At 37.3% G+C, this 26,916-nt stretch carries 28 protein-coding genes; 9 read left to right on the top strand and 19 right to left on the bottom strand.

Annotation, left to right across the window (positions count from 1 at the left end; translation table 11 throughout):
- The first annotated feature begins 240 nt into the window (after positions 1 to 240).
- Both ABH961_RS21175 and ABH961_RS21180 read left to right on the top strand, forming a co-directional pair.
- Positions 241 to 1,641 (top strand): M28 family metallopeptidase, encoded by a 1,401-nt coding sequence (locus ABH961_RS21175; RefSeq protein WP_061671868.1) that lies wholly within the window; start codon positions 241 to 243, stop codon positions 1,639 to 1,641.
- A gap of 147 nt (positions 1,642 to 1,788) precedes the next feature.
- The gene (locus ABH961_RS21180) at positions 1,789 to 2,163 is read left to right on the top strand and encodes a hypothetical protein (RefSeq protein ID WP_000738236.1); all 375 of its coding nucleotides are present in this window, start codon (positions 1,789 to 1,791) and stop codon (positions 2,161 to 2,163) included.
- Between the two features lie 177 nt (positions 2,164 to 2,340).
- Here ABH961_RS21180 and ABH961_RS21185 read toward each other — a convergent pair whose 3' ends face one another.
- The 5 genes from ABH961_RS21185 to ABH961_RS21205 form a co-directional block, all read right to left on the bottom strand.
- Positions 2,341 to 3,012, bottom strand: coding sequence for an anti-sigma factor (locus ABH961_RS21185; protein WP_098048728.1), 672 nt, complete (start codon positions 3,010 to 3,012; stop codon positions 2,341 to 2,343).
- Positions 2,996 to 3,310 carry a hypothetical protein gene (locus ABH961_RS21190; protein ID WP_000133818.1) on the bottom strand — a complete coding sequence of 105 codons (315 nt, stop codon included), beginning with the start codon at positions 3,308 to 3,310 and terminating at the stop codon, positions 2,996 to 2,998. The genes ABH961_RS21185 and ABH961_RS21190 overlap by 17 nt, the downstream gene beginning before the upstream one ends.
- Positions 3,297 to 3,824: an RNA polymerase sigma factor gene (locus tag ABH961_RS21195; protein WP_000391645.1), complete on the bottom strand. Its 528-nt coding sequence runs from the start codon at positions 3,822 to 3,824 to the stop codon at positions 3,297 to 3,299. The genes ABH961_RS21190 and ABH961_RS21195 overlap by 14 nt, the downstream gene beginning before the upstream one ends.
- A gap of 271 nt (positions 3,825 to 4,095) precedes the next feature.
- Positions 4,096 to 5,766 carry an arginine--tRNA ligase gene (argS, locus tag ABH961_RS21200; protein WP_098075911.1) on the bottom strand — a complete coding sequence of 557 codons (1,671 nt, stop codon included), beginning with the start codon at positions 5,764 to 5,766 and terminating at the stop codon, positions 4,096 to 4,098.
- A complete protein-coding gene (locus ABH961_RS21205) occupies positions 5,766 to 6,203 on the bottom strand; it encodes a YwiB family protein (protein WP_000414868.1) in 438 nt (145 codons plus the stop codon). Before ABH961_RS21205 ends, argS begins: the two co-directional genes overlap by 1 nt.
- A gap of 202 nt (positions 6,204 to 6,405) precedes the next feature.
- Between ABH961_RS21205 and ABH961_RS21210 the strand changes: the two genes are divergently transcribed.
- Positions 6,406 to 7,392, top strand: a complete 987-nt coding sequence (locus tag ABH961_RS21210) for a S66 family peptidase (RefSeq protein ID WP_098075909.1) — start codon at positions 6,406 to 6,408, stop codon at positions 7,390 to 7,392.
- A 25-nt stretch (positions 7,393 to 7,417) separates the two neighbouring features.
- Here the strand turns inward: ABH961_RS21210 and ABH961_RS21215 are convergent, their stop codons facing one another.
- Positions 7,418 to 7,780, bottom strand: a complete 363-nt coding sequence (locus tag ABH961_RS21215; protein WP_000779928.1) for a YxeA family protein — start codon at positions 7,778 to 7,780, stop codon at positions 7,418 to 7,420.
- 234 nt (positions 7,781 to 8,014) lie between these two features.
- On the opposite strand from ABH961_RS21215, the gene ABH961_RS21220 reads away from it, so the two are divergent.
- A complete protein-coding gene (locus ABH961_RS21220) occupies positions 8,015 to 9,052 on the top strand; it encodes a PTS sugar transporter subunit IIC (RefSeq protein WP_000996323.1) in 1,038 nt (345 codons plus the stop codon).
- Positions 9,053 to 9,498: 446 nt separating this feature from the next.
- Here ABH961_RS21220 and speB read toward each other — a convergent pair whose 3' ends face one another.
- From speB to ABH961_RS21240, 4 genes are all read right to left on the bottom strand, one after another.
- Positions 9,499 to 10,371: an agmatinase gene (speB, locus tag ABH961_RS21225; protein WP_001209823.1), complete on the bottom strand. Its 873-nt coding sequence runs from the start codon at positions 10,369 to 10,371 to the stop codon at positions 9,499 to 9,501.
- Between the two features lie 218 nt (positions 10,372 to 10,589).
- Positions 10,590 to 11,417 (bottom strand): polyamine aminopropyltransferase, encoded by an 828-nt coding sequence (gene speE / locus ABH961_RS21230; protein ID WP_000424696.1) that lies wholly within the window; start codon positions 11,415 to 11,417, stop codon positions 10,590 to 10,592.
- A 186-nt stretch (positions 11,418 to 11,603) separates the two neighbouring features.
- Positions 11,604 to 12,767 carry an MFS transporter gene (locus tag ABH961_RS21235; RefSeq protein ID WP_060487953.1) on the bottom strand — a complete coding sequence of 388 codons (1,164 nt, stop codon included), beginning with the start codon at positions 12,765 to 12,767 and terminating at the stop codon, positions 11,604 to 11,606.
- A 5-nt stretch (positions 12,768 to 12,772) separates the two neighbouring features.
- Positions 12,773 to 13,180: a MerR family transcriptional regulator gene (locus ABH961_RS21240; RefSeq protein WP_088065047.1), complete on the bottom strand. Its 408-nt coding sequence runs from the start codon at positions 13,178 to 13,180 to the stop codon at positions 12,773 to 12,775.
- 152 nt (positions 13,181 to 13,332) lie between these two features.
- Here ABH961_RS21240 and ABH961_RS21245 point away from each other — a divergent pair, with 152 nt between their 5' ends.
- The gene (locus tag ABH961_RS21245) at positions 13,333 to 14,058 is read left to right on the top strand and encodes a glycerophosphodiester phosphodiesterase (protein WP_097890098.1); all 726 of its coding nucleotides are present in this window, start codon (positions 13,333 to 13,335) and stop codon (positions 14,056 to 14,058) included.
- A gap of 102 nt (positions 14,059 to 14,160) precedes the next feature.
- Entirely contained in the window at positions 14,161 to 16,212 is a 2,052-nt protein-coding gene (locus ABH961_RS21250) for a transglycosylase domain-containing protein (RefSeq protein ID WP_098827583.1), read from the top strand.
- Between the two features lie 33 nt (positions 16,213 to 16,245).
- On the opposite strand, the gene ABH961_RS21255 is transcribed toward ABH961_RS21250, so the two are convergent.
- Positions 16,246 to 16,755 (bottom strand): YwhD family protein, encoded by a 510-nt coding sequence (locus ABH961_RS21255; RefSeq protein ID WP_087983730.1) that lies wholly within the window; start codon positions 16,753 to 16,755, stop codon positions 16,246 to 16,248.
- Between the two features lie 25 nt (positions 16,756 to 16,780).
- Complete coding sequence (locus tag ABH961_RS21260) at positions 16,781 to 17,455, bottom strand: site-2 protease family protein (RefSeq protein WP_000372469.1); 675 nt, start codon at positions 17,453 to 17,455, stop codon at positions 16,781 to 16,783.
- 112 nt (positions 17,456 to 17,567) lie between these two features.
- Here ABH961_RS21260 and ABH961_RS21265 point away from each other — a divergent pair, with 112 nt between their 5' ends.
- The gene (locus tag ABH961_RS21265; protein WP_001147171.1) at positions 17,568 to 17,753 is read left to right on the top strand and encodes a 2-hydroxymuconate tautomerase; all 186 of its coding nucleotides are present in this window, start codon (positions 17,568 to 17,570) and stop codon (positions 17,751 to 17,753) included.
- 39 nt (positions 17,754 to 17,792) lie between these two features.
- Here the strand turns inward: ABH961_RS21265 and ABH961_RS21270 are convergent, their stop codons facing one another.
- The 6 genes from ABH961_RS21270 to ABH961_RS21295 all read right to left on the bottom strand — a co-directional run bounded on the left by ABH961_RS21270 (position 17,793) and on the right by ABH961_RS21295 (position 23,812).
- Positions 17,793 to 19,097 (bottom strand): HD domain-containing protein, encoded by a 1,305-nt coding sequence (locus ABH961_RS21270; RefSeq protein WP_098048872.1) that lies wholly within the window; start codon positions 19,095 to 19,097, stop codon positions 17,793 to 17,795.
- 146 nt (positions 19,098 to 19,243) lie between these two features.
- A complete protein-coding gene (locus ABH961_RS21275; RefSeq protein WP_098048870.1) occupies positions 19,244 to 20,188 on the bottom strand; it encodes an ABC transporter substrate-binding protein in 945 nt (314 codons plus the stop codon).
- Positions 20,189 to 20,378: 190 nt separating this feature from the next.
- Entirely contained in the window at positions 20,379 to 21,191 is an 813-nt protein-coding gene (locus tag ABH961_RS21280) for an ABC transporter ATP-binding protein (protein ID WP_000212066.1), read from the bottom strand.
- A gap of 15 nt (positions 21,192 to 21,206) precedes the next feature.
- Positions 21,207 to 22,223, bottom strand: a complete 1,017-nt coding sequence (locus tag ABH961_RS21285) for a FecCD family ABC transporter permease (protein WP_001260774.1) — start codon at positions 22,221 to 22,223, stop codon at positions 21,207 to 21,209.
- Positions 22,220 to 23,275, bottom strand: coding sequence for a FecCD family ABC transporter permease (locus ABH961_RS21290; RefSeq protein WP_088047723.1), 1,056 nt, complete (start codon positions 23,273 to 23,275; stop codon positions 22,220 to 22,222). Before ABH961_RS21290 ends, ABH961_RS21285 begins: the two co-directional genes overlap by 4 nt.
- A 312-nt stretch (positions 23,276 to 23,587) precedes the next feature.
- A complete protein-coding gene (locus ABH961_RS21295; protein WP_000526075.1) occupies positions 23,588 to 23,812 on the bottom strand; it encodes a YuzB family protein in 225 nt (74 codons plus the stop codon).
- A gap of 285 nt (positions 23,813 to 24,097) precedes the next feature.
- Between ABH961_RS21295 and ABH961_RS21300 the strand changes: the two genes are divergently transcribed.
- Positions 24,098 to 24,790 (top strand): RsfA family transcriptional regulator, encoded by a 693-nt coding sequence (locus ABH961_RS21300; protein ID WP_404519940.1) that lies wholly within the window; start codon positions 24,098 to 24,100, stop codon positions 24,788 to 24,790.
- Between the two features lie 129 nt (positions 24,791 to 24,919).
- The gene (lipL, locus tag ABH961_RS21305; protein ID WP_098075903.1) at positions 24,920 to 25,765 is read left to right on the top strand and encodes an octanoyl-[GcvH]:protein N-octanoyltransferase; all 846 of its coding nucleotides are present in this window, start codon (positions 24,920 to 24,922) and stop codon (positions 25,763 to 25,765) included.
- A gap of 48 nt (positions 25,766 to 25,813) precedes the next feature.
- On the opposite strand, the gene pta is transcribed toward lipL, so the two are convergent.
- Positions 25,814 to 26,785, bottom strand: a complete 972-nt coding sequence (gene pta, locus ABH961_RS21310) for a phosphate acetyltransferase (protein WP_000067226.1) — start codon at positions 26,783 to 26,785, stop codon at positions 25,814 to 25,816.
- Between the last annotated feature and the right edge of the window lie 131 nt (positions 26,786 to 26,916).

Raw genomic sequence — 26,916 nt, forward strand, 5'->3', positions numbered from 1 at the left:
CATAATCTAAAGTTTGGGTACACTAGATTCATGCAATGTAGGAGCTTTCCAAGCAGAAAGCGAACCTTCATTTAAAATGATAGCATACATATCTTCATCAAAAATATGTAAATATGCATATAGCGTTTTTTTATTTCTCAATGTCAGAATATTGAAAAATAATAAAGGTAACGGTAAAATAAAGTCGTTATCCGTCTTCTTTTGTCAGTCAGAGAGAATAGAAGAATAGGAGAGGAAAAAATGAAAAAATCTTTGAAACAAAAAATAGTAAGCTCTTTGCTTGCTGTATCACTCGCTGTTAGCTTAGCTCCAATTGGACAAGCCAAAGCTGATTCCACGTCAGAAATCACACAGACTTCACCTATCACAAAACAAGTTGATGCAAGCCGTGCCATCGAACACATCCGTTTCTTATCCGAAACAATTGGTCCTCGCCCTGGTGGGACAAAATCAGAAGAATGGGCTTCTCGCTACGTTGGTATGCAGCTTAAATCAATGGGCTATGAAGTAGAATATCAACCATTTCAAGTGCCGGATCAATACGTTGGATTTATTGAATCACCATTATCCACAAAACGTAATTGGCAAGCCGGAGCTGCCGCTAACGCACTAATTTCTACAGAAGCTGTTACAGCTCCTCTTATCTTTGTTCAAGGTGGAACAAAATTAGAGGATATCCCAAATGAAGTAAACGGAAAAATTGTTCTATTTGAAAGAGGAACAACAGTTACAGACTATAATAAACAAGTTGAAAATGCTGTTAGCAAAGGAGCAAAAGGTGTCCTTTTATACAGTTTAATTGGCGGACGCGGAAATTATGGACAAACCTTCAATCCCCGCCTAACGAAAAAGCAGTCTATCCCTGTCTTTGGTCTTGCTTATGCACAAGGAAATGCATTTAAAGAGGAAATCGCTAAAAAAGGGACCACTCTTCTTTCTCTAAAAGCGAGACATGAATCTAACTTAACATCACTTAATGTCATCGCTAAAAAGAAACCAAAAAACAGCACAGGTAATGAAAAAGCTGTCGTTGTAAGTTCGCACTATGATAGTGTCGTTGGAGCACCTGGAGCAAATGATAATGCTTCTGGTACAGGATTAGTATTAGAACTAGCTCGTGCTTTTCAAAATGTAGAAACTGATAAAGAAATTCGTTTTATTGCTTTTGGTTCTGAAGAGACTGGCTTACTTGGCTCCGATTATTACGTTAATAGTTTATCCCAAAAAGAACGCGATCGAATTTTAGGTGTCTTTAACGCAGACATGGTTGCAACAAATTACGATAAAGCAAAGAATTTATATGCTATGACGCCTAACGGTTCTCCAAACCTTGTAACAGACGCAGCCTTACAAGCAGGTAAACAATTAAATAATGACCTCGTACTGCAAGGGAAATTCGGCTCTAGTGATCACGTGCCATTTGCTGAAGTTGGTATTCCTGCCGCCCTATTTATTTGGATGGGTGTCGATAGTTGGAATCCATTAATCTATCATATTGAGAAGGTATACCATACGCCTCAAGATAATGTGTTAGAAAACATTTCGCCTGAACGTATGAAAATGGCATTAGAAGTTATCGGGACAGGAGTTTATAATACACTTCAAAAATCTGTTGCTCAAACTGAACAGAAAGCTGCTTAATCATTTAAAAGACCACTGATTTTTATCGGTGGTCTTTTATTGAGAAAATATATATATGCATAAAAGCATATTTCCTCCTGCTCATTATCCTATACAATATTAAGTGTAACAAAAATGATTACAACTAATAAGGAGGTTTTTTCTACTATGAAAAAAATGATTTTAGCCAGTGCTTTAACTTTAGCAGGAATTACTGGCGCTACCGCTTTTATTCCTGAAACAAAAGTCGCTGCTGCCACTCAAGAACAAAGTTTTACAAAATTTTATTCTTTACAAACTGGAAGTAGTTCTGAACAAGAACCTATTTTCCTTCAAAAAGGACAGGAACTAACAATTCAACCTAACAGTAAAACTCCTAGTTACAGTGTTTATGACTCAAGTCATAACCTTATTGGGCGCTATTCTGATGGTTACGGCCGAATTTTCACTGCAAAAACAGATGGAAATATGTATGTTCAATTTCATGCACCTTTCGTTTACTATAGTCCTGTTAGCTTTTCCGTTACGTATACAATCCAATAAAGTGAAACTTTAATCAGTGGGGGTTTTCTTCATCCACCACTGATTATTAGTTGAACCAATCGGACTTTTATGAGCAGCCCGACCCCCACCTAAATTCTTTGCTTTCGCTGAATTTTGAGGTGGGGGTCTTACTGCCCATTAAAGCGGGATAAAATAAAGGGCCTTTCTCAAGGCCCTTTATTTTATTTCCCAATTCACTTTTACAAAACCATCTTTCACCAATACACCACTTATATTAAATACATACTTTTCATTTGCCTTTAAGGTAGCTTTGAAAGTACCTTTTTTCGATTCACAGATCTCTTTTAACTCTCTTATACCTTTTCCTTGTCTTTCATACAAGCTAAAGCATAAATTCCCACGTTTTGCATCTGTCTCATAAGAAAATGTTACTTCTGTATCTTTTTCATACTCAAGTTCAATATCTTTCCCAGCAATATCCCATGATGAGAATTTTGCCTCATAACTGGTCTCCCCTTGCTTCTCATTTTCTAAATATATATCACCAGCTCTCCACATATCATCTAACGTTTGGACGAAAGCAAAGCCGCTCAGTAATACAAACATCGCACTTGCAAATATGACAACTAATGTTATCTTTTGTTTTTTCATAGCCCTCATCGTATGTTCTCCTTCTATTTTCTTGTTACTTCTTCGTATCATATATAACAAAACTCCAATAAAAAATGGAAATACAATCGCTATAACACTCCACCACTTACTTATCCCACTCGTTTTCGCATCTGTATACACCCATGATGCTACACATACTAAAAGTGCTATAAAAGTTAAAAGCATTGCAATCCCAGCTATCTCAAATACTACAAATGGATTAGCGAACTCTATCATGTAATTTATACTCCTTCTTTAAAAATGACTGTATGACAACATATATAGGAACGTATAGATGCATCATAATCACACTTGCTATCAACATAGGGACTTTATGATTCAAATGAGTGACAAACTGCTCCATAACAATTGTTAATAAAATAATCCAAATCGCATGAATACAAATAACCCATCTCTTCTCTAATTTTCGAGCATTTCGTACGCTCTGTTTCGTATTATTTATCAGCTCTTCGCTTGGAATCATGTCTTCAGCTAAGCTGCTCCTTATCTTCTGATCAAACTTATCTTCCGTCATAAACGAACCCCTCCAAATGTTCCCGCATTTGCTTCTTCGCATAATTAAGGCGGTATTTCACCGTACCAATCGGTATATTTAATATTTCGCTCATTTCTTTATAAGAGTATTGTTCATAATAGTAGAGTACGAGCACGGTTTTATATTTTTCATTCAATAGCTGTATAACTTCCCGTATCATTTCCGCTTCCACTTTTTGAATAAATTCTTCTGATATATTCACTTCATCTGCGAAATCGATTTCTCCACCATCCTCTTTATGAAACAAATCCAATACGCGATCTTTCCACCTTTTCTTCTTACGATAAAAGTCATAAAACGCACGAACACAAATTGTAGTAATCCATTTTTTATAATTTTCCACGCAAGAAAGCTGGTGCCGAGAGGAAAAAACTTTTATCCAAGTCTCTTGAAAAATATCTTCTGCATCTTCTTTCGTTTTCGCTAATTTATAGCATAAGGAATATATTTGCTGCTTATATATATCAATTAATTCTTCTACCTTTTCTTCCATCGGAAACCTCCTGTCATTTATATAAGACGACGCAAATTCCCCTTTTGTTTGATAAAATTTTATTTTTTTATTATCTCCATACAAAAAGGCAATCACAACATCGTGTGATTGCCTTTTACTGAAAACGAAAAATCGGTTAGAATACTCGGTGGCTTCGCGCCTTCCTATTCTGAACGAGTCGCTTCCGCTTTTCTTTATTGTCCAGCTCTGCCTCCTAGCCCCTTCTGTCTAAGAGCCTTCGGGGCTAAACAGTCGGCTCAGCTTTTCTTAATTACATTTTTTCTGGTGCAGATACTCCTACGATTGCTAATGCATTTTGAAGTGTAGTGCGTACTGCTTTCATTAACTCATAGCGAGCTTTACTTAATTCTAAGTTATCTTGGTTTAATACTTTTTCTGCATTATAGAAGCTGTGTAATGTTGCTGCTAATTCAAATGCATAGCTTGTAATGCGGTGTGGCAGACGTTTTTGTGCTGCATCCGCAACTACAGCTGGGAATTCACCAAGTTTTTTCAGTAACTCTACTTCTTTCTCCGAAGTAACAAGCTTGTAATTCACGTCTCCGCCTGCAGCTAGTCCTAACTCTTCACCTTGACGAAGGATACTGCATACGCGAGCATGAGCATACTGTGCATAGTATACTGGGTTTTCATTAGATTTTGATACAGCTAAGTCCATATCGAAGTCTAAATGAGAATCACCGCTACGCATTGCGAAGAAGTAACGCATTGCGTCCACGCCTACTTCTTCCATAAGCTCACGAAGTGTAACTGCTTTACCTGTACGCTTACTCATCTTCATTTTTTCACCATTTTGGTACAGTTGTACCATTTGGATGATTTCTACTTCAAGTGTTTCTTTATCGTAACCTAGCGCTTGAATAGCAGCTTTCATACGAGGAATGTAACCGTGGTGGTCAGCACCCCAAATGTTGATTAACTTATCGAAACCACGCTCTAATTTATCACGATGGTAAGCGATATCTGGCGTTAAGTATGTGTAAGAACCGTCGTTTTTAATTAATACACGGTTTTTGTCGTCACCGTAAGTCATAGAACGGAACCAAGTTGCACCGCCTTCTTCAAAGATCTCGTCACGCTCTTTTAATACTGCAAGTGCAGCATCGATTTTTCCGTTTTTGTATAATGATGTTTCTGAGAACCATACATCAAACTTAACACGGAAGCTTTCTAAGTCTTTTTGAAGTTTTGCTAACTCATATTTTAAACCGTATGAACGATAGAACTCATAGCTTTCTTCAGCATCAGCTTTTGCATAACGATCGCCAAACTCTTCAGCTAAACGCTTACCGATTCCAATGATGTCCGCACCATGGTATCCGTCTTCTGGCATTTCTTTCTCTAGGCCTAAAGCTTGCATGTAACGAGCTTCAACAGAAAGAGCTAAGTTATGAATTTGGTTACCAGCGTCATTAATGTAGTACTCACGAGATACATCGTATCCTGCTTTTGCTAATACGTTACATAAAGTGTCACCTACTGCCGCACCACGTGCATGTCCTAAGTGAAGGTCACCTGTTGGGTTCGCGGATACGAACTCAATTTGTACTTTTTCACCTTTACCAGTATTCGTTTCACCGTAAGCTTCGCCAGCGTTAACGATTGTTGGGATTAAGTCTGTTAAGTAGCTATTATCCATGTAGAAGTTAATGAAACCAGGTCCTGCGATTTCAATTTTTTCAATAGAAGCTTTTGCTTTATCGAAGTTTGCAACTAATTCTTCTGCAATCATACGAGGTGCTTTTTTCGCAACGCGTGCAAGTTGCATTGCCATATTTGTAGAGAAGTCACCATTTGTTTTATCTTTTGGAGATTCTAATACAACGTTTGGAATCTGTTCTTCTGTCGCTAATTCTGCCTTTAATACAGCAGCTTGAATTTCTTCTTTAATCAATCCTTTTACTTGTTCTAAAGAATTCATTATTTTGCCTCCTTCAAATTAAGTGTAATTGTATATCTGCCAGCTTCTTGTTCACTTAGAAGCAATGCGTACGTTAAGAAGAGTTGTCCCTTTTTCTTTTCATCCGACCATTTAAAAAGAACGTTATCAGTTTTCGTTTGCAATGCAAACGTACCAAGTTCACTCGTATACGTACCAGTTGTCCATTCACCTTTCACATGCGTTTGACGCATTGAAACAGCACCTGAACGCATAATGAGAACTTGTTCATCTTGAATTTTAATAATTGTTTTCACTTCGCCCTGTTCGTTCGGCTCTTGGAATGTTACATATGTACCTTGACCTTTTACATAGTATTGACCATTTGCTTCAAAAGCAACGGTTTCCTTCCTCGCCCCTTCACGGATTTCTGTTACGAAATGAACGTGTACCGGCAAGCCTGCAAGTTGTTTCTCCACGTCTTGCACACCTTTCAAATGTTATAGATATTAAATACTACTTATAATAAATCACTTTTCCTATCATATCAAAAAAAACCTCTGTCTGTCTGCTGAAAAATCAGGAAAACTCCATTTCAAAAAATAATTCACTTTCACTTTATTTCATATGATAAAATGTTTTTTAAATCTAAATATTCTTTCATTCGAAGAGGTGAGTTATGTGTTACCGACAAAATTAAAAAAGGGTGATGAAATTAGAGTTATTTCACCATCTTGTAGCTTAAGTATTGTCTCAACTGAAAACAGAAAGCTTGCTATAAAAAGATTAACCGACATGGGCTTTCAAGTTACATTCTCAACATATGCTGATGAGATAGATCGCTTTGCTTCCTCTTCTATTTCTTCACGTGTTCAAGATCTTCATGAAGCATTTAGAGACCCTAATGTAAAAGCCATTTTGACAACACTTGGCGGATACAACTCTAATGGTTTATTGAAACATCTCGATTATGATTTAATTCGAGAAAACTCGAAATTTTTCTGTGGCTATTCTGATATTACCGCTTTAAATAATGCAATTTACACAAAAACAGGACTTATTACATATTCAGGACCCCATTTCTCTTCATTTGGAATGGAGAAAGGTCTCGAATATACGACTGATTACTTTTTACAATGCTTAACTTCTAATAAGCCTATTGAAGTCCTGCCATCTGAAACGTGGAGCGATGATTCTTGGTATATAGATCAGGAAAATCGAGAATTCATTACAAATGAAGGTTATATTTCGATTCATGAAGGCGAAGCAACTGGAGAGATTATCGGTGGTAATATGAGCACATTGAATTTACTACAAGGTACACCATATATGCCAAACTTACAGGGGAAAATATTATTTCTTGAGGAGGATAGTTTAACTGGAAAAGCTACCCTTAACACTTTTGATCGTTATTTACATTCTCTTATGCAGCAACCTGACTTTGAACATGTAAAAGGCATCGTTATAGGAAAGATGCAAAAAGGTGCAGAATGTACGATAGAAGACATTCAAGAAATGATTGCTTCAAAGCCTGAACTTACACATATACCTATCATTGCAAATGCAAGTTTCGGGCATACAACCCCGATTTTCACTTTCCCAATTGGTGGACGTGCAAAAATCTTTTCTAATAAAGAGAATTCAGCTATCACCATTTTAACGCACTAAAAAAGGAGCGAACGATTCGCTCCTTTTACGGTTTTTCTATTTTTTCCAACGCTTTTTGCGGAATTGATTCTTTTGGGATTTCAGCCCATCCTTTTCCTTGCATACCTTTTGCATAAATTTTTATAAACGCCCCCGTATGCAATTCACGGTTCATCATTCTTTTCACAACTTGTAACTTTCCGTCTTCTGTATACCCTTTAAATGTATACAAGTATTCACCGTCTTTTTTCTCACCTTTATTTATAACCGCATAATAATCTTGTATTTCTTTATTTGAAAAGAAGTTGTCTACAAAAGCATGCACACCTTCTGTTTTCGTGTTTAAATAGTACGCTGTTCCACCTAAAATAATGGCGAATACAGCTAAAACTTTAATTACCAATTTCATACATGCGCCTCCTGTTTGCACTTCTTTCTCACTAATCTTATGTCTATACCTGTATTATACGGAAAAAGGCATACTATACTCTATTGAAAAGTCTTACACTTTCCTTACATTATTGTAAGGGTTTTTCAACTTATAGCAATTTCCCAATAAAAAATTTTTCCGTTTCATGAACTTTTATATTATTATTGAATGATACAAATTTTTATTACAAAAATCAAAGGAGACAGTTTTCAAATGGCTATCTTGCAAGGTTTAGCACTATTACTTGTTGTACTTTGTCTATTTACACTTTTTAGTTACCGTGCTCCTTACGGAATGAAAGCAATGGGTGCTTTAGCTAATGCAGCAATCGCAAGTTTTCTTATTGAAGCATTTCACCGTTATATCGGTGGAGAGATGTTTCATAATGACTTTTTACAATCAGTAGGAGAAGCTTCTGGTAGTATGAGCGGTGTCGCAGCGGCAATTTTAGTCGCACTAGCAATCGGTGTTTCACCCGTATATGCTGTTTTAATCGGTATCGCTACTAGCGGATTCGGTATTTTACCAGGATTTTTCGCTGGATACGTTTGCGCTTTCGTCGTGAAATTTCTCGAAAAGAAATTACCGGCTGGTGTAGAATTTTTAGCAATTTTATTTATTGCCGCACCAATCTCACGCGGAATGGCCATGCTTATGGATCCGCTCGTGAACGCAACGCTCGGTAAAATCGGTTCTATGATTTCAGTTGCAACTACAGAAAGTCCTATCATTATGGGTATTATGCTTGGTGGATTAATAACAGTTATTTCTACCTCTCCATTAAGTTCTATGGCACTAACTGCAATGCTAGGATTAACAGGTTTACCAATGGCAATTGGTAGTCTTGCCGTAGCAGCCTCAGCCCCAATGAACTTTATTTTCTTTAAACGACTAAAAATTTGTTCAAAGAAAGACACAATCGCTGTAGCAATCGAGCCTTTAACACAAGCCGATGTTGTTTCAGCAAATCCAATTCCAATTTATGCGACAAACTTCGTTGGCGGTGCCCTTGCTGGTATTATTACATCTCTGTTCCAGCTCGTTAATAATGCGCCAGGAACAGCATCACCAATACCAGGACTTCTTGTCTTATTCGGATTTAATGACGTTGTAAAAGTAACAATTGCTGCTGTATTATGTGGAATCGTTACCACTATTGTTGGATACATCGGATCAATCGTATTCCGCAAATATCCAATTCGTTCTGCTGATGAAATTCGCGGCATTACTTCGGAAGAGAAAGTCGCATAAGAAAAAGAGCTATTCTCATTGTTTGAGAGTAACTCTTTTTCTTGTCGTCTGACGGTAAATGAAATTATATTAGCGATTTTTCAAATATATCGGCGTAACTCGAATTATATCAGCGATTTTTTTAATATATCGACCGTAACTCGAATTATATCGGCGATTTTTTTAATATATCGACTTACCGACACATAACGACAAAATAAGAGCCCCCTATTCATATAGGAGGCTTTTATTTTATCTAGCTACAGCAGCTAGAATCTCCGGCCATTTCACACTCTCGGTCGAGCGTTCCAATGACCTGCGATTCTGAGCGAGCTGCCTCCGCTTTTATTTCTATCCAGTTACGCCTCTTAGACCCTTGCGTCTAAGAACCTTCCCTGCCAAAAGGTAAAAAGCACCTTTTGCAGGAAAGAACCTTAGTCACCGGGTCTAAACAGTCGGCTTCACTTTTATTTCACCCAACCGAGCAGCATTTCCCGCACGAATTTGCTTGCTGCGACTGGTGTTTGATCACTATGGTCGTAGACAGGAGCTACTTCTACTAAGTCTGCTCCAACTACATTTATATTTGAATTTGCAATTGCCACGATGGAATCTAATAATTCTTTAGATGTGATACCTCCAGCTTCTAACGTTCCTGTTCCTGGAGCGTGAGCTGGGTCTAATACGTCAATGTCGATTGTGACATAAACTGGGCGTCCTGCAAGTTTCGGTAATACTTCTTTTAACGGTTCTAATACGTCAAATTTATATAAGTTCATACCTACTTCTTTTGCCCATTCGAATTCTTCCTTCATTCCAGAACGAATACCGAAAGAATATACGTTTTCCGGACCAATTAAATCGCACACTTTACGAATAGGTGTAGAGTGGGATAAAGGCTCCCCTTCATACGATTCACGTAAATCAGTATGGGCATCCATATGGATGATTGCTAAATCCGGATATTTTTTTGCCATTGCCTTAAAAATTGGCCAAGACACTAAGTGCTCACCGCCGAGACCTAGTGGAAACTTATCGGCATCTAAAAGTTTTGATACATACTCTTCAATCATGTCTATGCTACGCTGTGGATTTCCAAATGGTAATGGAATATCACCCGCATCAAAATATTTTACCTCTTCTAGTTCACGATCTAAATATGGGCTATATTCTTCAAGACCGATTGACACTTCACGAATACGTGCAGGGCCAAAACGAGAACCTGGACGGTAGCTTACTGTCCAATCCATTGGCATCCCGTAAATAACTGCCTCTGACTCTTCAAAACTTGGATGACTTTTAATAAATACTTTACCTGAATAAGCTTCATCAAAACGCATACTCTTTTCCTCCTTATGTGGAACTTAAGGTATCCCAACCTTTCATTATTTCTCAAATTTGGAGCCTATAACTCCTCTTTCTCGATTTACCTGTGCCTTCTTGTTCTTACAAGAAGACTACTTCATTTGTAGCAGTGTAAGTAACTAGCATGTTCAAGCCTTCTAGACAAACACCTTAAATGAGTCACTTACACTTTATTTATTTCAATTTAACGCTCTTACTTGATTAAATCGCCAACAAATTTCGGTAATGCGAATGCTGCATTGTGTAATTCTTTTGTGTAGTATTTCGTTTCGATTTCGTGGAAACGCTCTTCACTCACTTCTAATGGATCATGTTTTTTAGATCCAATTGTGAACGTCCAAAGACCACTTGGGTAAGTTGGAATGTTCGCTGTGTATAAACGAGTAATTGGGAAGATCTCCTTTACGTCTTTAAACACAGTTGTAATTAGTTCTGGTGTGAACCAAGGGTTGTCCGTTTGTGCAACGAAAATACCATCTTCTTTTAACGCTTTAGAGATTCCAGCGTAGAAGCCTTTTGTAAATAGATTTACTGCTGGTCCTACTGGCTCAGTAGAATCTACCATAATTACGTCATATTCATTTTCGCTTTCTGCAATGTGTAGGAAACCGTCTCCTACTTTTACTTCTACACGCTCATTATCTAGTGCGCCCGCAATTGATGGTAAGTATTGTTTAGAGTACTCAATTACTTTTCCATCGATTTCAACAAGAGTTGCTTTCTTTACGCTTGGGTGTTTTAACACTTCACGAATAACACCGCCATCGCCACCACCTACGACTAATACGTTTTCAGGGTTTGGGTGTGTAAATAAAGGTACGTGCGCTACCATTTCATGATAAACGAACTCATCTTTTTCTGTTGTCATAACCATGCCATCTAAAATAAGCATGTTTCCGAACTCTTCCGTTTCAACCATATCAAGTTTTTGGAATTCTGTTTGCTCCGTATGTAATGTGCGGTTAATACGCGCCGTAATCCCAAAATGTTTTGTTTGTTTTTCAGTGAACCATAGTTCCATCGTACAATCACGCCTTTCAATGCAAATTTATAATAGGGACATCATTAATGTCCCCTAACAAAAATAAAACAAAACATCCAAAAAGTATAGTTAAAAGTACAAAAATACCGAAAATATATTTTAGTCAGAGGGTTCTAACATATGTACGAAAAGGGATTGCCCTGTAATAGGAAAGAAAACCCTTTCTTAAGAAAGGGCTTTTGTCTCTACTTCTACCGGCTTTCGAACCGGAATTAAAATCATTACACAACCGACTAACACAACAATTCCACCGACTAAAAACGGACTTTGCGGTGAAACAGTGTGGCCGATAATTCCTGATAAGATTGGAGCAATTGCGCCACCTAACCAACGAACGAAGTTATAAACACCTGATGTAACAGATCTTTCATAAGGTGAAATATCCATTACATAACTTGTAAATAATGCATTATTTAACCCAGATGCTAATCCCGATAGAACAATTAATACAATTTGTAACCACATAACTTTCACGAAGAATAGTGCGATTAAGAAAAGGGCAAATACGAGTAAACTACCTTTCAACAATGCTTTCGGTTCATATTTCCCTTCTAGCTTATGAGCCAAAATTGCAGAACCGTAAGCTAACGCTAATCCCCATCCGCAAAATACAAAGCCTAATTGAATAGCAGATAAATGCATAATAAGTGGTGAATATGCTAGCACAACGAAAAATCCGTAGTAGTATAACATTCCTGAAATCGCACCTTGCATAAACGGTTTATATTTCACTAGGTTAAGTAATTCCCCTACGCCTGCCGCTTTACGTTTCACTTTTCGCTCCGGTTCTTTTACAAAAAAGAAAACTAAAATAAATGCTAAGAAAATTAAAATACTCGTCGCAAAAAATGGGTAACGCCAAGAATGTCCACCTAATATCCCGCCTAATAACGGTCCGCCTGCCATCCCTAAACCGATAGCTGCTTCATATAGTCCTACTGCTTCATGAACTTCTTTACTTAATGCAATCAATAATGTCATCGCCGTTGCGAAGAACATCGCATTTCCTAATCCCCACCCCGCGCGGAAAATAGATAATTGGGCAATCGTTTGCGATATACCGCATATAAACGCAAATACAGTTACAATCGCAAGACCGATCGTCATCATTCGTTTATCACCAAATCTTGATGCGAATATTCCAGCTGGTAACATCATAATTGCCATTGTTAAAATATATGCTGTAAATAACATCTCTACTTGCCAATGTGATGCACCAATTTGTTCAGCAATACTTGGTAAGATTGGGTCGACTACCCCTATACCCGAAAAGGCAAGGAAGGTAGCCACCACTGTAATCAATCTCCCTAATTTTTGTTTGCTCTCCATTTTGATCATTCTCCTTTTGTACTCTCTAAAAATGTCGCTGCACGATGTAGGCTATCTTCGAGTTCCGCCTTTACACGCTGCATTTGATCCATTTTCTCGTCTAGCGTTTGCACTTGTTTTTCAAGCATCTCTTTAATTTCTTGAATCACTTCGCGGTCACGAGGATTCTCACTATTTCTTCTTTGCTCCATTCTTTCTTTTAACGATAAAAAATGTTGCATTTCTTGAAGTGTAATCCCTAATACTTCTTTCGCTTCTACAATCCTTTTAATTCTGGCGATGTCCTCGTCCGTATACAGGCGAATGTTCCCCTCACTACGTTCAGGGGGATGAATTAAACCAATTTCCTCATAATAACGAAGTGTACGTTTTGTTAAACCAACTTGCTTTGTGACTTCATCAATTTTATACATGTTTATTCCTCCCTTCACTTGATTATTACATTTTACGTTAACGTTAACTTTTGTGCAACTGTTAGACTTTTGTAAATGTTTATCCCATTCAATTGTATTTTTCCAAAAGCAGTTTCATAATGAAAGAAAAGAAACGATAAGGAGATTTCCGTATGAATAAACCACTTATTTTCGCCCACCGCGGGGTAAAAGGAACACATCCAGAAAATACGATGATTGCCTTCCAAGAAGCAGAACGCATTGGTGCCCACGGCATTGAGCTTGATGTCCACCTATCAAAAGATGGTGAACTTGTCGTGATTCACGATGAAACAGTAGATCGCACAACAAATGGCATAGGTCTTGTTTCTGAAAAAACGGTAGCGGAATTACAAACTTTAGATGCTGGTAGCCATAAAGACCCTTCTTTCCATGAAGCAAAAATCCCAACGTTACGTGAAGTATTCATTTGGTTATCTACGACAAATTTACAGCTCAATATTGAGTTAAAAACAGATGTTATCCACTATCCAACTATTGAAGAAAAAGCTGTTGCTCTCGTTCGTGAATACCATCTATCTAATCAAATTATATTCTCATCATTTAACCACGACTCTGTTTCATTATTAGCAGAAATAGCTCCTGAAATCCCAAGAGCAATTTTATATGATACACCACTTGCTGATCCTATCGCTGAAGCAAAAAATAGAGAAGCAACTGGTTTACATCCAAACTTTCAATTACTAACAAAGGAATTTATTCAATTTGCACAAGATCAAGGGTACGTTTTCCGCCCTTATACGATTAACGAATACAAAGATTTACAAACTATGATTGACTATGGCGTAGATGTCATTATTACCGATTGGCCAGCACGTGCCTTTGAGCTCCTTTCTTAATTGAAGGAGCTTTTTGTTTTCGAAATTTCATTGTTTAAAATAACCGAAAACCCTCAATACTAATACAATAATGTTTGTATTAGTATTGAGGGGCTGAAAAAGATGGATCAAACTATGAATCCGAAACTTAAAAAATATAAACGTCTTTTCTTCACCGTAATGTTTTCTTCTGTTCTTTTTTTCGTTTTTTCCTTTTTTGTTATTATTATAGTTGCAAAAATTATGGGACCTCCTCCTGTTGCTGTCCCACAAACAAGTGTCTTTTACGCTAATGATGACACTGTTATCGGACAAAGTAATGAAATGCAAAAACGTTACAATGTATCTCTCAATGAAATTTCTCCTTATGTAAAAGAGGCGACACTTTCTATCGAAGATCAACGATTTTACAAACATCATGGCTTTGATATGAAACGTATTGCTGGTGCTATTGTTGCCGATTTAAAAGCGATGGCAAAGGTCCAAGGTGCTAGTACGATTACACAACAGTACGCTCGTAACCTATACTTAGATCATGATAAAACGTGGAAACGTAAACTATTAGAAGCGATGTACACAATTCGCCTGGAAGTGAACTATAATAAAAATCATATTTTAGAAGGATATTTAAATACAATTTATTACGGGCATGGTGCTTACGGAATCGAAGCTGCGTCTCGTCTATATTTCGATAAAACAGCAAAAGAATTAACATTAGCGGAAGCTAGTATGCTCGCAGGTATCCCGAAAGGACCTAGTGTCTACTCTCCCTTTTTAAAAGAGGATCGTGCGAAAGGACGACAATCTCTCATATTAGACGAAATGGTAGAACAAGGTTACATTACGAAGAAACAAGCAACGTCAGCAAAAAAAGATCCACTAACTTTTGCCTCATTAGATACAAAAAAAGTGACAGAGATTGCACCTTATTTCCAAGATGCTGTACAAGCTTCTCTTCTTCGTGATATCGGATTAGATGAACAAGCCTTACAAAAGGGTGGCCTGCGTATTTATACAACACTAGACCCTAAATTACAATCTGTTGCAGAGCAAGCTGTAAAAGATCACATACCTGACACAACAAACATACAAACTGCGCTCGTCTCTATGAATCCAAAAACAGGTGAAGTAGCTGCCCTTGTTGGCGGGACTGATTATAATACGAGTCAATTTAACAGGGCCACACAGGCCGCTCGACAGCCTGGATCTACGTTTAAGCCATTCCTGTATTATGCGGCATTAGAACGAGGATTCACCCCTGCTACGCGCTTAAAAAGCGAATACACTGTGTTCACTTTAGGTGACGGTGTTTCAAAGTATAAACCGAAAAACTATAAAGACTATTATGCAGACGATTTTGTAACAATGGCGCAAGCTCTTGCGGTCTCTGATAACGTATATGCCGTGAAGACCAATTTATTTTTAGGCGAAGACATTCTTACAAAAACAGCGAAGCAATTCGGTATTACTACCGCATTAAAAGATGTTCCGTCTCTCGCTCTCGGTACATCTCCTGTAAAACCAATTGAAATGGTTAACGCTTATAGCATGTTCGCAAACGGCGGAAAAGAAGTAAAACCAATGTTTATTCGCCGCATTATGGACCAGGAAGGAAACATGCTATACGATGCTCATTTGGAAAGTAAACAAGTTCTCGATAAAAGCAAAGCGTTTGTAATGGAAGAAATGATGACGGGCATGTTTAATAAAAAACTGAGCAGCTATGCTGCTGTAACTGGTCAATCGATGTTATCTAAACTATCAAGAACATATGCCGGAAAATCCGGTTCTACTGAAACAGATAGTTGGATGATTGGATTTACCCCGCAAATCGTAACGGGTGTATGGGTTGGATATGATCAACCTAAATCGATTTCAAACGTAGCAGAACAAGGATATGCGAAAAAAATATGGACCGATACGATGGAAAAAGGCTTAGATGGACAACCTCAAAAAGAGTTTAAACAACCAAGTGACGTCGTTGCAGTCGATATTAACCCTGAAAACGGAAAAATCGCTACAAAAAATTGTCCCATTTCAGTTAAAATGTATTTCGCAAAAGGTACAGAACCAACTGAATATTGTATGGATCATGTCGATGACAAAGAGGAATTTGAAAAGACAACTGAAGAAAAGAAGAAAACAAGTTGGTGGAAAAAATATCTTCCTTGGTAAAAAAATAGCTGACGGGCATCCGTCAGCTATTTTTTATTCACTTAATAATGCACGGCGCAATTCTTCACTAGATTCGTTCCAAATCGCTTCATTATGTTCTTTCAAGAATGTACCAAGTACTTTTTTAGATGATTCATCCATATGGTCGACCATAATGTAACGCTTCATTGATTTATCCATTTTGTTTACGTGCTCTGGAAGTGATTTATATCCGCGGCGAATTTCACGGTCAACTGTCATTTCACAAGCTGTTACACCTGCATAATAAGCACCTGTCGCCGTTCTTTCAATCGTTACCCACACAAGCCAAAATGGTTTTCCGTTTGGAACTTCATCTTTATTTGTTAAAAACTTAATACCTTTTTCGACTGTACTACGTGCATGCATTGCACCGATATCAACAAATGCTGTTTTCTCTAGTACATCGACAAATACAGGTGAAATGTTTTCTAGACTTAATGCTCCAACACCAAAACCACCATGTCCATCTGTTGAATCATTTTTCACGATATTAAAACCGATTTTTTTCTTTTTCTCTGTCATATGTAAACTCCTCCTCACTTAATGATTATAAAAGGCCAAAAATAGGCGCAATGATACTGTCTAAAAATACAAATACATATGGAATGACAACATTAAAAATAGGTTGAATTGTATAATTGCTAAGCGGTGTAATAACAAGAATTAATAACGCTATTGCTCCATACTTTTCATACTGTGTCATTTTCGCACGAATATTTGTTGGTGCTAAATCTTCCACAACTCGATACCCATCAAGTGGCGGAATTGGCAATAAGTTAAATACAAGTAATACGATATTAAGCATAATAAAAATTCGGAAGAATTGAGCCAATGTATCTGCTACTGCAAATGGAATTGAATCTAATACACCAAATGTTAATAGGCTATACCAAATAATTAAACCAATTGCACTTAAAATTAAGTTACTAATTGGGCCTGCAATTGAAACTAATATCCCTGCAAGACGCGGCCTTTTAAAGTTATATGGGTTAACAGGAACAGGTCTTGCCCAACCAAAACCAAGAATTAATACAGCGATCATCCCAATAGGATCTAAGTGCGCCATCGGTGATAATGTTAAACGGCCTTGCTTCTTTGCTGTATCGTCTCCAAATTTATATGCAACATATGCATGCGCAAATTCATGCACTGATAACGCAATAATAATGGCCATTGCTACCAACGGAATTTGTTGCAATGGGTATCTAAATAACTGATCCATGATTCATCTCCTCTTCAATATGTCAAAAAAAGAAATTATTTGTTTTTTCGATTGTTCTTCCCCATAATCCGCTATAATAAAAGTGTAACTTACATAAAAGGAGCGATTATATATGCCATACGTAACAGTGAAAATGCTAGAAGGACGCACAGAGGAACAAAAGAAAGCTCTTGCTGAGAAAGTAACAGCAGCAGTAAGCGAAACAACTGGTGCTCCTGAAGAAAACATCGTTGTTTTCATCGAAGAAATGTCTAAAAACCATTATGCAGTTGGCGGAAAACGCTTAAGCGACAAATAATTTCAAGTTCTTTCATAAGAAGCAGCTCTTAGCTGCTTCTTATTTTTTTCCTTCTAGTAACTCGATGATTCTCTCTTTATATTTTCCTTTTCTTCCATCTTCATAGATTAAATCATGCGGATAGAATAGTTTTTGATCCCTTCTCTTCTTACCAGTAATTGCCTCAACAATATCCGATTCACGCGAAAGCTCTCTAAGCTCTCCATTTGGCATAAGAAGTAAGATTGGCAGACGTTCTTCTTCTTCACCAGCACGGTAAAAGTCATACGGTAAGTCTGACGTTGAATCAACTACTAAATAGTATTCTGGATCAAGTCCAATCTTTTTAAATAAGCTACTTAATTCCATCCAATTATCTAAACCGTGCTTATCTGTAAACTCTACATATTTAAATAGGTTTCGATTCATAAAACGGCGGCATAAATCACTTAAAATTGGATCCTCTTCGTCTTGCCATACTTGGAAGTAATAATACATAACGTTCTCGTCTAACTTTAAATAATCCTCTACTGTTACTTCTTCTTCAAATAAAGAATAGAAATGAACCGGATGATTTTTAAATGTATAATACTTCTCGTGCAATGATTTTGCACGGTGTAAAATCTTCGTTAAAATAACTTCAGCACTGCGCGTTACCGGATGGAAGTATACTTGCCAATACATTTGATAACGGCTCATAATATAATGCTCAACAGCATGCATACCACTATTTTTAATGACTACTTGATTCCCGTACGGACGCATGACACGCAGTATACGTTCCATATCAAAGTTTCCATACTTTACGCCTGTGAAATACGCATCTCTTAATAAATAGTCCATACGATCTGCATCAATTTGACTGGAAATCATACTAATCGCTAATTTATTCGTAGATGTTTTGGCGATTACATCGGCTACCTTTTGCGGAAACTCCTTATCCACGCGGCTTAATATACGATTAATTTCCGTATCTCCAACGATAATCTTTTGCGTAAATTTCTCATGATCTAATGAAAATACTTTTTCAAACGAGTGAGAAAACGGGCCGTGACCGACATCATGAAGTAATGACGCACATAAACATAACAATCTATCTTCAGCATTCCAGTTCGGTCTGCCATCAAACACATCATCAATCATACGACGAATAATTTCATATACACCTAACGAATGAGTAAAGCGACTATGCTCTGCACCGTGAAATGTAAAAAATGTCGTTCCAAGCTGCTTTATACGGCGCAAGCGTTGAAATTCTTTCGTTCCGATTAAATCCCAAATAACACGATCGCGCACGTGCACATATTTATGTACCGGGTCTTTAAACACTTTTGTTTCGCTGAGTTTGTCGTTTAAATATACCACCTTCCGACATCCCCCTTTCTTTACTGCATTCTTACTATATATTATAAACGAAATAGGAAACAGAAAGAAATGAAAGACTATATTAATTGCCCTTATATAAAGAAAAAATCACTTTTACCGAAGTAAAAGTGATTTCTGTTTATACATTATTTCCCTAAAACGAATTCAGCAACTTCATCTAAGATCATTTCTTTACCTAGAGGGAAGTAACCTTTGTTTACGTCTTCGCTTTTAATTGTAAATACGTGGTTGTTTTTAACAGCGTTCATGTTTTTCCAAATTGATTCTTCTTGGAATTCTTTTAGACGTTGAGAACCGTCACCAGTTGTAAATACGAATAAGTAATCCGGGTTGTAATCGATTAAAGCTTCTTTTTGTACTTGTACTAGTGGTTTATCCGTTGGTGTACCTTTAACTGCTGGTAATTTTAAATCATTAAAGATTACGCTACCGTAACCGTAGTCACCGTATACGCGGAAAGCATTTGGATATGCAGCCATTTTCATAAATTTAGCATCGCCAGTTTTCGCAACGATTTTGTCATGTAATTTGCTTGCTTTTTCATCATACTGTTTGAACCATTCTTTCGTTTCTTTCTCTTTACCGAAGATTTGACCTACTTCTTCGAATTTCGGACGCCATTGGTCTAATGGAGTTTTTAACATAACTGTTGGTGCAATTTTAGATAATTGATCATAAATCTTTTCTTGACGATTGTTTACAAGAATTAAGTCTGGTTTTGCAGCAGCTACTGCTTCGATGTTAATTTTATCACCCCAAGCAGAACCAACTGGTTTTACGTCTTTTAATTTCTTTTCAATATGTGCATCAATCTTTTCTTGAGATGTATTAGCAGTAATAATTGGTTTCATACCAAAGATTAATAATTCTTCCGTTGAACCACTCAGGTCAGCAATTTTCTTTGGATTTGCAGGAATTTTAATTTCCCCTTTTGCGTGTTGTACAGTGCGCTCTTCAGTCTTCGCATCCTTCGCATCTGCTTTCTTCTCTTCTTTGTTAGAACAAGCTGCAAATAGTACAGAAGTAACGACTAGTACCATTGCTAATAACGCCATTTTAAAATTCTTCATGTTCCCACTCCTTCTAGCTGTATTTCTCTTATAAGTTACAGTGAACTATAAGAAACAAGATTAACAATTAATAAATATATATTGATTAATTGTTGCTTATGCCCCGCTCTAACGGGTGTTCAACTTCCTATTTACTAATAAGAAGCTCAACGTCCATTAGAAGGCCCCCTCTTTACGAGGGGGATTCTACTTATGCTTTTTTACGCAATTGATTACTAATCATCGCTAAATCATATGTTAAACAAATTGGTTTACAGTTTACTGGACACGGAACGATTTGAGCTTCAATCTCAAATACACTGCGAAGTGTTTCACTCGTCATCACTTCGTCTGGCGTTCCTTGCTTCATTAATTTACCTGCTTTTAATGCAATCATATGATCTGAGAAACGAGAAGCATGGTTTAAGTCATGGATAACCATAACAATCGTTCTACCTTCTTCTTCGTTTAACTTTTTCAATAAGTTTAATACTTCTAATTGATGAGCCATATCTAAGTACGTTGTCGGTTCATCTAATACGAGTAATTCTGTCCCTTGTGCAAGAGCCATCGCAATCCATACGCGTTGACGTTGCCCGCCTGATAACGCCTCTGCTGAGCGATTTGCGAATTCTGTCATTCCCGTCACTTCAAGTGCCCAATGAATGTAGCGATAATCCTCTTCTTTCAACGTTCCAAATCCTTTTTGATGAGGAAAGCGTCCATATGAAACGAGTTCAAACACAGTAAGGCCCGTTGGCACTTCTGCAGTCTGTGGTAAAATCGCCATTTTCTTTGCGATTTCTTTCGTTGGCTGTTTCTCAATTGCTTTTCCGTCAAGATAAACAGTACCTTTTTTTGCCTTCAAAATACGAGAAGCCGTTTTTAATAATGTGGACTTCCCACAACCATTTGGTCCAATAATTGTTGTAATTTTCCCTTCCGGAATTTCAACTGTTAATCCATCAATAATTAACCCTTCATTATATCCAACAGATACCGCATCAACTGCTAAAGTTGCCATACAAAAAGCCTCCCTTTATTTTGTCCTCATAAGTAAGTATATGAAATATGGTGCACCAATTACAGAAATAACAAGACCGACCGGTATTTCTGAAGTTGTTAACACACTTCTTGAAATTACATCTGCGAATAAAAGTAAAAACGTCCCTATTAGTGCAGCAGTAGGCAGCATAATTTGATGTTTACCACCAACAAGGCGCCTCGCTAAATGCGGAGCCATTAAACCGATAAAACCAATTCCTCCGGCAACAGCGACAGATGCACCAGCTAAACACACTGCAATAAATAATAATTTACGTCTTTCTTTTTCTACATTTAAACCAAGACCAACAGCTGTCGAGTCGCCTAGGTTCATTACATTTAATATGTGCGCCTTACTAATAGCCAGTGGCAAGAAAATAACCATCCATGGAAGTACACTTAGTACGAACTTCCAATCTGTGCCCCATAGACTTCCTGCTAACCAAATCGTAGCAAAGCGGAAATCGTTAGATGTCATCTTCATAGAAAAAATTAAACTAACAGCACCAAACCCGGCTGCAACAGCGATACCAACTAGTATTAATCTCGTTGATGAAACGCCGTCTTTCCATGCTAGTAAATAAATAATAACCGCCGCTAATATTGCACCAACTAACGCGAAGAATGGAAGGATAAATACAGATAAAAATGTGCCAGTCCCAACTTTTCCGAAGAAAAAGTAGACGAATATAACAACTGTTAATCCCGCTCCAGCGTTAATACCGATAATACCTGGATCAGCAAGTGGATTTCGTGATAACCCTTGCAAAATCGCACCTGACATCGCTAAAGCGGATCCAACTAATATAGCAATAACCATACGCGGCATACGGAATTCAAATAAAATAACAGACTGATCTTCAGCACCAAGTCCAACCAATGACTTTAATACGTCCATTGGCGGTATTTTAAATGTCCCTGTATTTAAACTTACTAAAAATACAGTAACGATTAATCCTACTAAGATTGTTAAAACAGAAACATTCTTTTTTGTTAAGACACTTGTCCTCACATTTTCCCTCTCCCTTCGTTACGTGCTAAGTAGAGGAAGAATGGAACCCCAATTAGCGCTGTAATTGCTCCAATTGGCGTTTCAAACGGCGGATTAATAACGCGAGATAACATATCTGCACTTTCAATTAACAGCCCACCTAAGACCGCAGAACATGGAATAACCCATCTATAGTCTGAGCCTACAAGGAAACGAGTCATGTGCGGGATTACAAGACCAACAAATCCAACCGATCCTGCCATAGAAACCGCAGAACCTGTTAACACAAGAACAAGTACTGTTCCGATAAATTTAATTAATGTCGTATTTTGACCAAGCCCAATTGCAATTTCTTCACCGAAGCTTAAAATTGTAATATACCTCGACATCATAATTGCAATAAAGAGACAAACAAGGCCAATTGGTACTAACATATTAATACTTTCCCATTTCACTCCCGCAACTCCGCCTGCATTCCACATACTCACCTCTTGGGCAAGGTTGAAATATAGCGCAATTCCAGATGAAATGGCCCCTAATAAAGCACTAATTGCTGCACCGGCTAAAGCTAACTTCACAGGTGTTAATCCACCTGGTGAAGAAGACCCAATTCCATATACAATGCTCGCTCCAAACGCAGCTCCAATAAAAGATGCGATAACGAACATTAAATAAGGTGAATTAGGGAAGAATGCATACATAATTGCAATTCCAAATACAGCTCCATCTGTAATTCCCATTAACGATGGTGAAGCAAGTGGATTTCGCGTCATACCTTGCATAATTGCCCCTGATACCGCTAAAAAGGCACCTGCTACTACGCCCCCTATTGCTCTAGGCATGCGAAGTTCTTGAATTACGTTATGATGCGTAATAGAACCGTCAAACTGAAACACAGCTTGCCATACAGTCTTTAAACTAATATCTGCAGCACCAAACGAAATAGAAACTGCCATGCTTAAAGCTAACAAAACTGTACCTGCTACTAAAATAATAGAAGCAACGAGCGGTCTGCTCTTAATCTCTTTAACATTCACATCTTGATGTTCTATACTCCTTGCGCTCGCTTCCATACCTCAACCATCCTAACCAACAACATATATTTAATAAAATGAAATTTATTCTCAAATAGTAATAAAAAAATTAGGTTAATTGATCTTTTCCTGATAATGATTATCAGAATCAGACACTTTCTATTCTACCTATCGCTTCAAAAGACTGTCAACCATTATTTTGAAATACAAATTTATATAAATTGAAATTTGAATAAATAGATGATGCCCCTCCTTCATTGAATGTTAATCTACTCAATTGTATTTTCGTAGAATAACTCATTCCTCTTATGGGCATAAAAAAGAAGAGTAATCTATTCACTCTTCTTTTTCTTACTTATTTAACTTTGCTTCAATTTTTACAATTAATTCATCTTCTGTTGGAGCCGCGACTGGACGATTATTTACAAATGCGAATGATTTTTTACGGCCAGGGCCACAGTAAGACTGACACGCAACTTCAATCGTTGCACATGAATCTACTTTTTTTAACTTTGGAATCAACGTTTTAACGTTCGTTGCCTGACAATCATCACACACACGAAATTCGTTCCCCATTATATAACACTTCCTCTATTTTAAACTTTTCTCAAGTACATTTAAGAATAAACACTAAATGGTATTTTACCGCTCTTTGAAGCTCGTTGCAAGTTTCCCTTTAAAGCTCTTTCTTCATATTAATGCTACATATTTATATGTTTTCCTACAGAAGCTTACGTCATTCTTGGCAAAATTTATACCTTTCATCGAAATCTACCATATTTTTAAAAGCTTTGTATAAAAGCTCATTTTTTTGCCCATTATAAAAATAGGAAGTTCATAAAAAGAAAGGGAGTTGAATCTATGAAAGTAAGACAAGATGCTTGGACGGATGAGGATGATTTATTACTTGCTGAAACTGTACTTCGTCACGTTCGAGAAGGAAGTACTCAATTAAATGCATTTGAAGAAGTGGGTGATCAATTAAATCGTACATCGGCTGCCTGTGGTTTCCGTTGGAATGCTGTTGTTCGCTATAGTTATGAACAAGCTCTTCAACTAGCAAAAAAACATCGTAAAGATAAAATGCGCGCTGCAAGCGGCGAACAAGCGAAAAAACGTTTACTTTATACACCACCAGCTTCAGATTCGATAACTGATTACGAAGAATTCGTACAAGAGGAATCAATTGTACAATATAAAGAAGCTATTCCATATAAAGAAGCCAACGTTCCTGCTGCAAAAGGCTCTATAACAATGCAAGATGTTATTTATTTTTTACAAACAGTCGGATCTTCCAATATAAAAGTAACAGCTCTTGAAAACGAGAATACGAGATTGAAACAAGAAATTAAATCACAAATGCTTCGAAATGAAGAACTAGAAAAGAAACTAGAAAAATTAGAAAAACAATCTCATACTGTACAAGAAGATTACGAAACACTTATGAACATTATGAACCGCGCTCGTAAGTTGGCAGTCATGGATGATGAGGAACGCTCACAAACATCGTTCCGCATGGATCGAAACGGTAATTTAGAAAAAATTGCAGAATAGAAAGGATGCATGTAATGCATCCTTTTTTAGTCTTTCATCTTTAAACTTTCCCTTTATATGCGAGAAAACCCCATTCTTCATTTTTTGCTATAATAGAGATTGTCATTTTAAAGATAAGGGGTTAGTTATATGAGCAATTCCCGTTCCATTTTATCTCAGCCAGAGTGGCGTATTGTAGATCAGTCTAGTTTGGGACCAACATTCCATGCATTGCAGTCATTCGCAATGGATGACACACTGTGCACAAGCATTGGAAATGGTCAATCAGCTGCAACAATGCGTTCTTGGGTTCATCACAATACAATTGTTCTTGGCATTCAAGATTCACGCCTACCACACTTGGAAGAAGGTATTTCCTTTTTACAAGAAAACAACTTCAATGTTATCGTTCGTAATTCCGGTGGACTTGCAGTCGTACTTGATAAAGGTGTTTTAAACGTATCACTTTTATTCCAAGAGACGGAAAAAGGTATCGATATTGATCTTGGATACGATACAATGTGGCATTTAATTAAGGAAATGTTAAACGATTACGATGTTACAATCGAGGCAAAAGAAATTGTTGGTTCTTACTGTCCTGGTAGCTATGACTTAAGTATTCGCAATCAAAAATTTGCTGGCATTTCACAGCGCCGTATTCGCGGTGGTGTCGCTGTCCAAATTTATCTCTGCGCTACAGGAAGTGGCTCTGAGCGTGCCGCACTCGTTCGTGATTTCTACAACCTAGCCATTCAAGGAGAAGAAACACGCTTTACATATCCTGAAATTGTACCGAGTACGATGGCTTCACTTTCAGAATTACTTGGCGAAACCATTACAGTACAAGATTTAATGATGCGCCTTTTAAAAACATTGCAGCAATTCGCTCCAAAGTTAACATCATCTCAATTAACAATAGATGAAATACCTTTATATGAGACGAATTTACAACGCATTATTGATCGTAACAATAAAGCACTTGGCTTAGAAAAATAAAGACCGTCGCTATAATAGCGACGGTCTTTATTTCGATTCATTATAGAATTAAAGTGCTTGAGCTGCTGTAATTAAAGCTAACTTGTACACTTCTTCTTCGTTACATCCGCGAGATAGATCATTTACAGGCATATTTAAACCTTGTAAGATTGGTCCTACTGCTTCGAAGTTACCTAAACGTTGAGCGATTTTGTAGCCAATATTACCAGCTTCTAAGCTTGGGAATACGAATACGTTAGCATCACCTTTAATTGTAGAACCTGGAGCTTTTTTCTCAGCTACAGACGGTACGAATGCAGCATCGAATTGGAATTCTCCATCTAAAGTTAATTCAGGAGCCATTTCTTTTGCAATACGAGTTGCTTCTACAACTTTTTCTGTTTCTGGAGATTTCGCAGAACCTTTTGTAGAGAAGCTTAACATAGCAACGCGTGGATCAATACCGAATAGTTCAGCAGTTTTCGCACTCTCGATACCAATTTCAGCTAAATCTTGGCTGTTTGGTGCAATGTTAATTGCACAATCAGCGAATACATATTTCTCTTCTTCACGTACCATGATGAATACGCCAGAAGTTTTTGTAACGCCTGGTTTTGTTTTAATGATTTGAAGTGCTGGACGAACTGTATCAGCTGTCGAGTGAGCTGCACCACTTACTAAACCGTGTGCTTTACCCATGTATACAAGCATTGTACCGAAGTAGTTTTCGTCTTTAAGGATTTTGCGAGCGTCTTCTTCAGTTGCTTTACCTTTACGGCGTTCAACGAAAGATGCTACCATTGCATCCATTTCTTCGTATGTAGCTGGGTCATAAATATCAACGCCTGCTAATGTTAAATTCATGCTAGCAGCTTTTGCGCTAATTTCTTCTTTATTACCAACTAAAATTGGTTGTACTAACTCTTCTTTTGCTAAACGCTCTGCAGCGCCTAAAATTCTTTCATCAGTTCCTTCAGGAAGTACGATAGAAATGCCTTTTCCTTGAACTTTTTCTTTTACTGTTGTAAATAAGTTGCTCACGAATAAACCCTCCTACATATGTTAAAAAACTCTATCTTTAAGAATACTGCTTTTCCTCTATATTTTAAACTTATAGCTCCCAAAAAATAGATAAAATGAAAATGATTATATTTTCATAAAATTCAGCCTAG

This window comes from Bacillus sp. RC251 (assembly GCF_044908765.1).
In the GTDB taxonomy this organism is placed as follows: Bacteria; Bacillota; Bacilli; order Bacillales; family Bacillaceae_G; genus Bacillus_A; species Bacillus_A wiedmannii.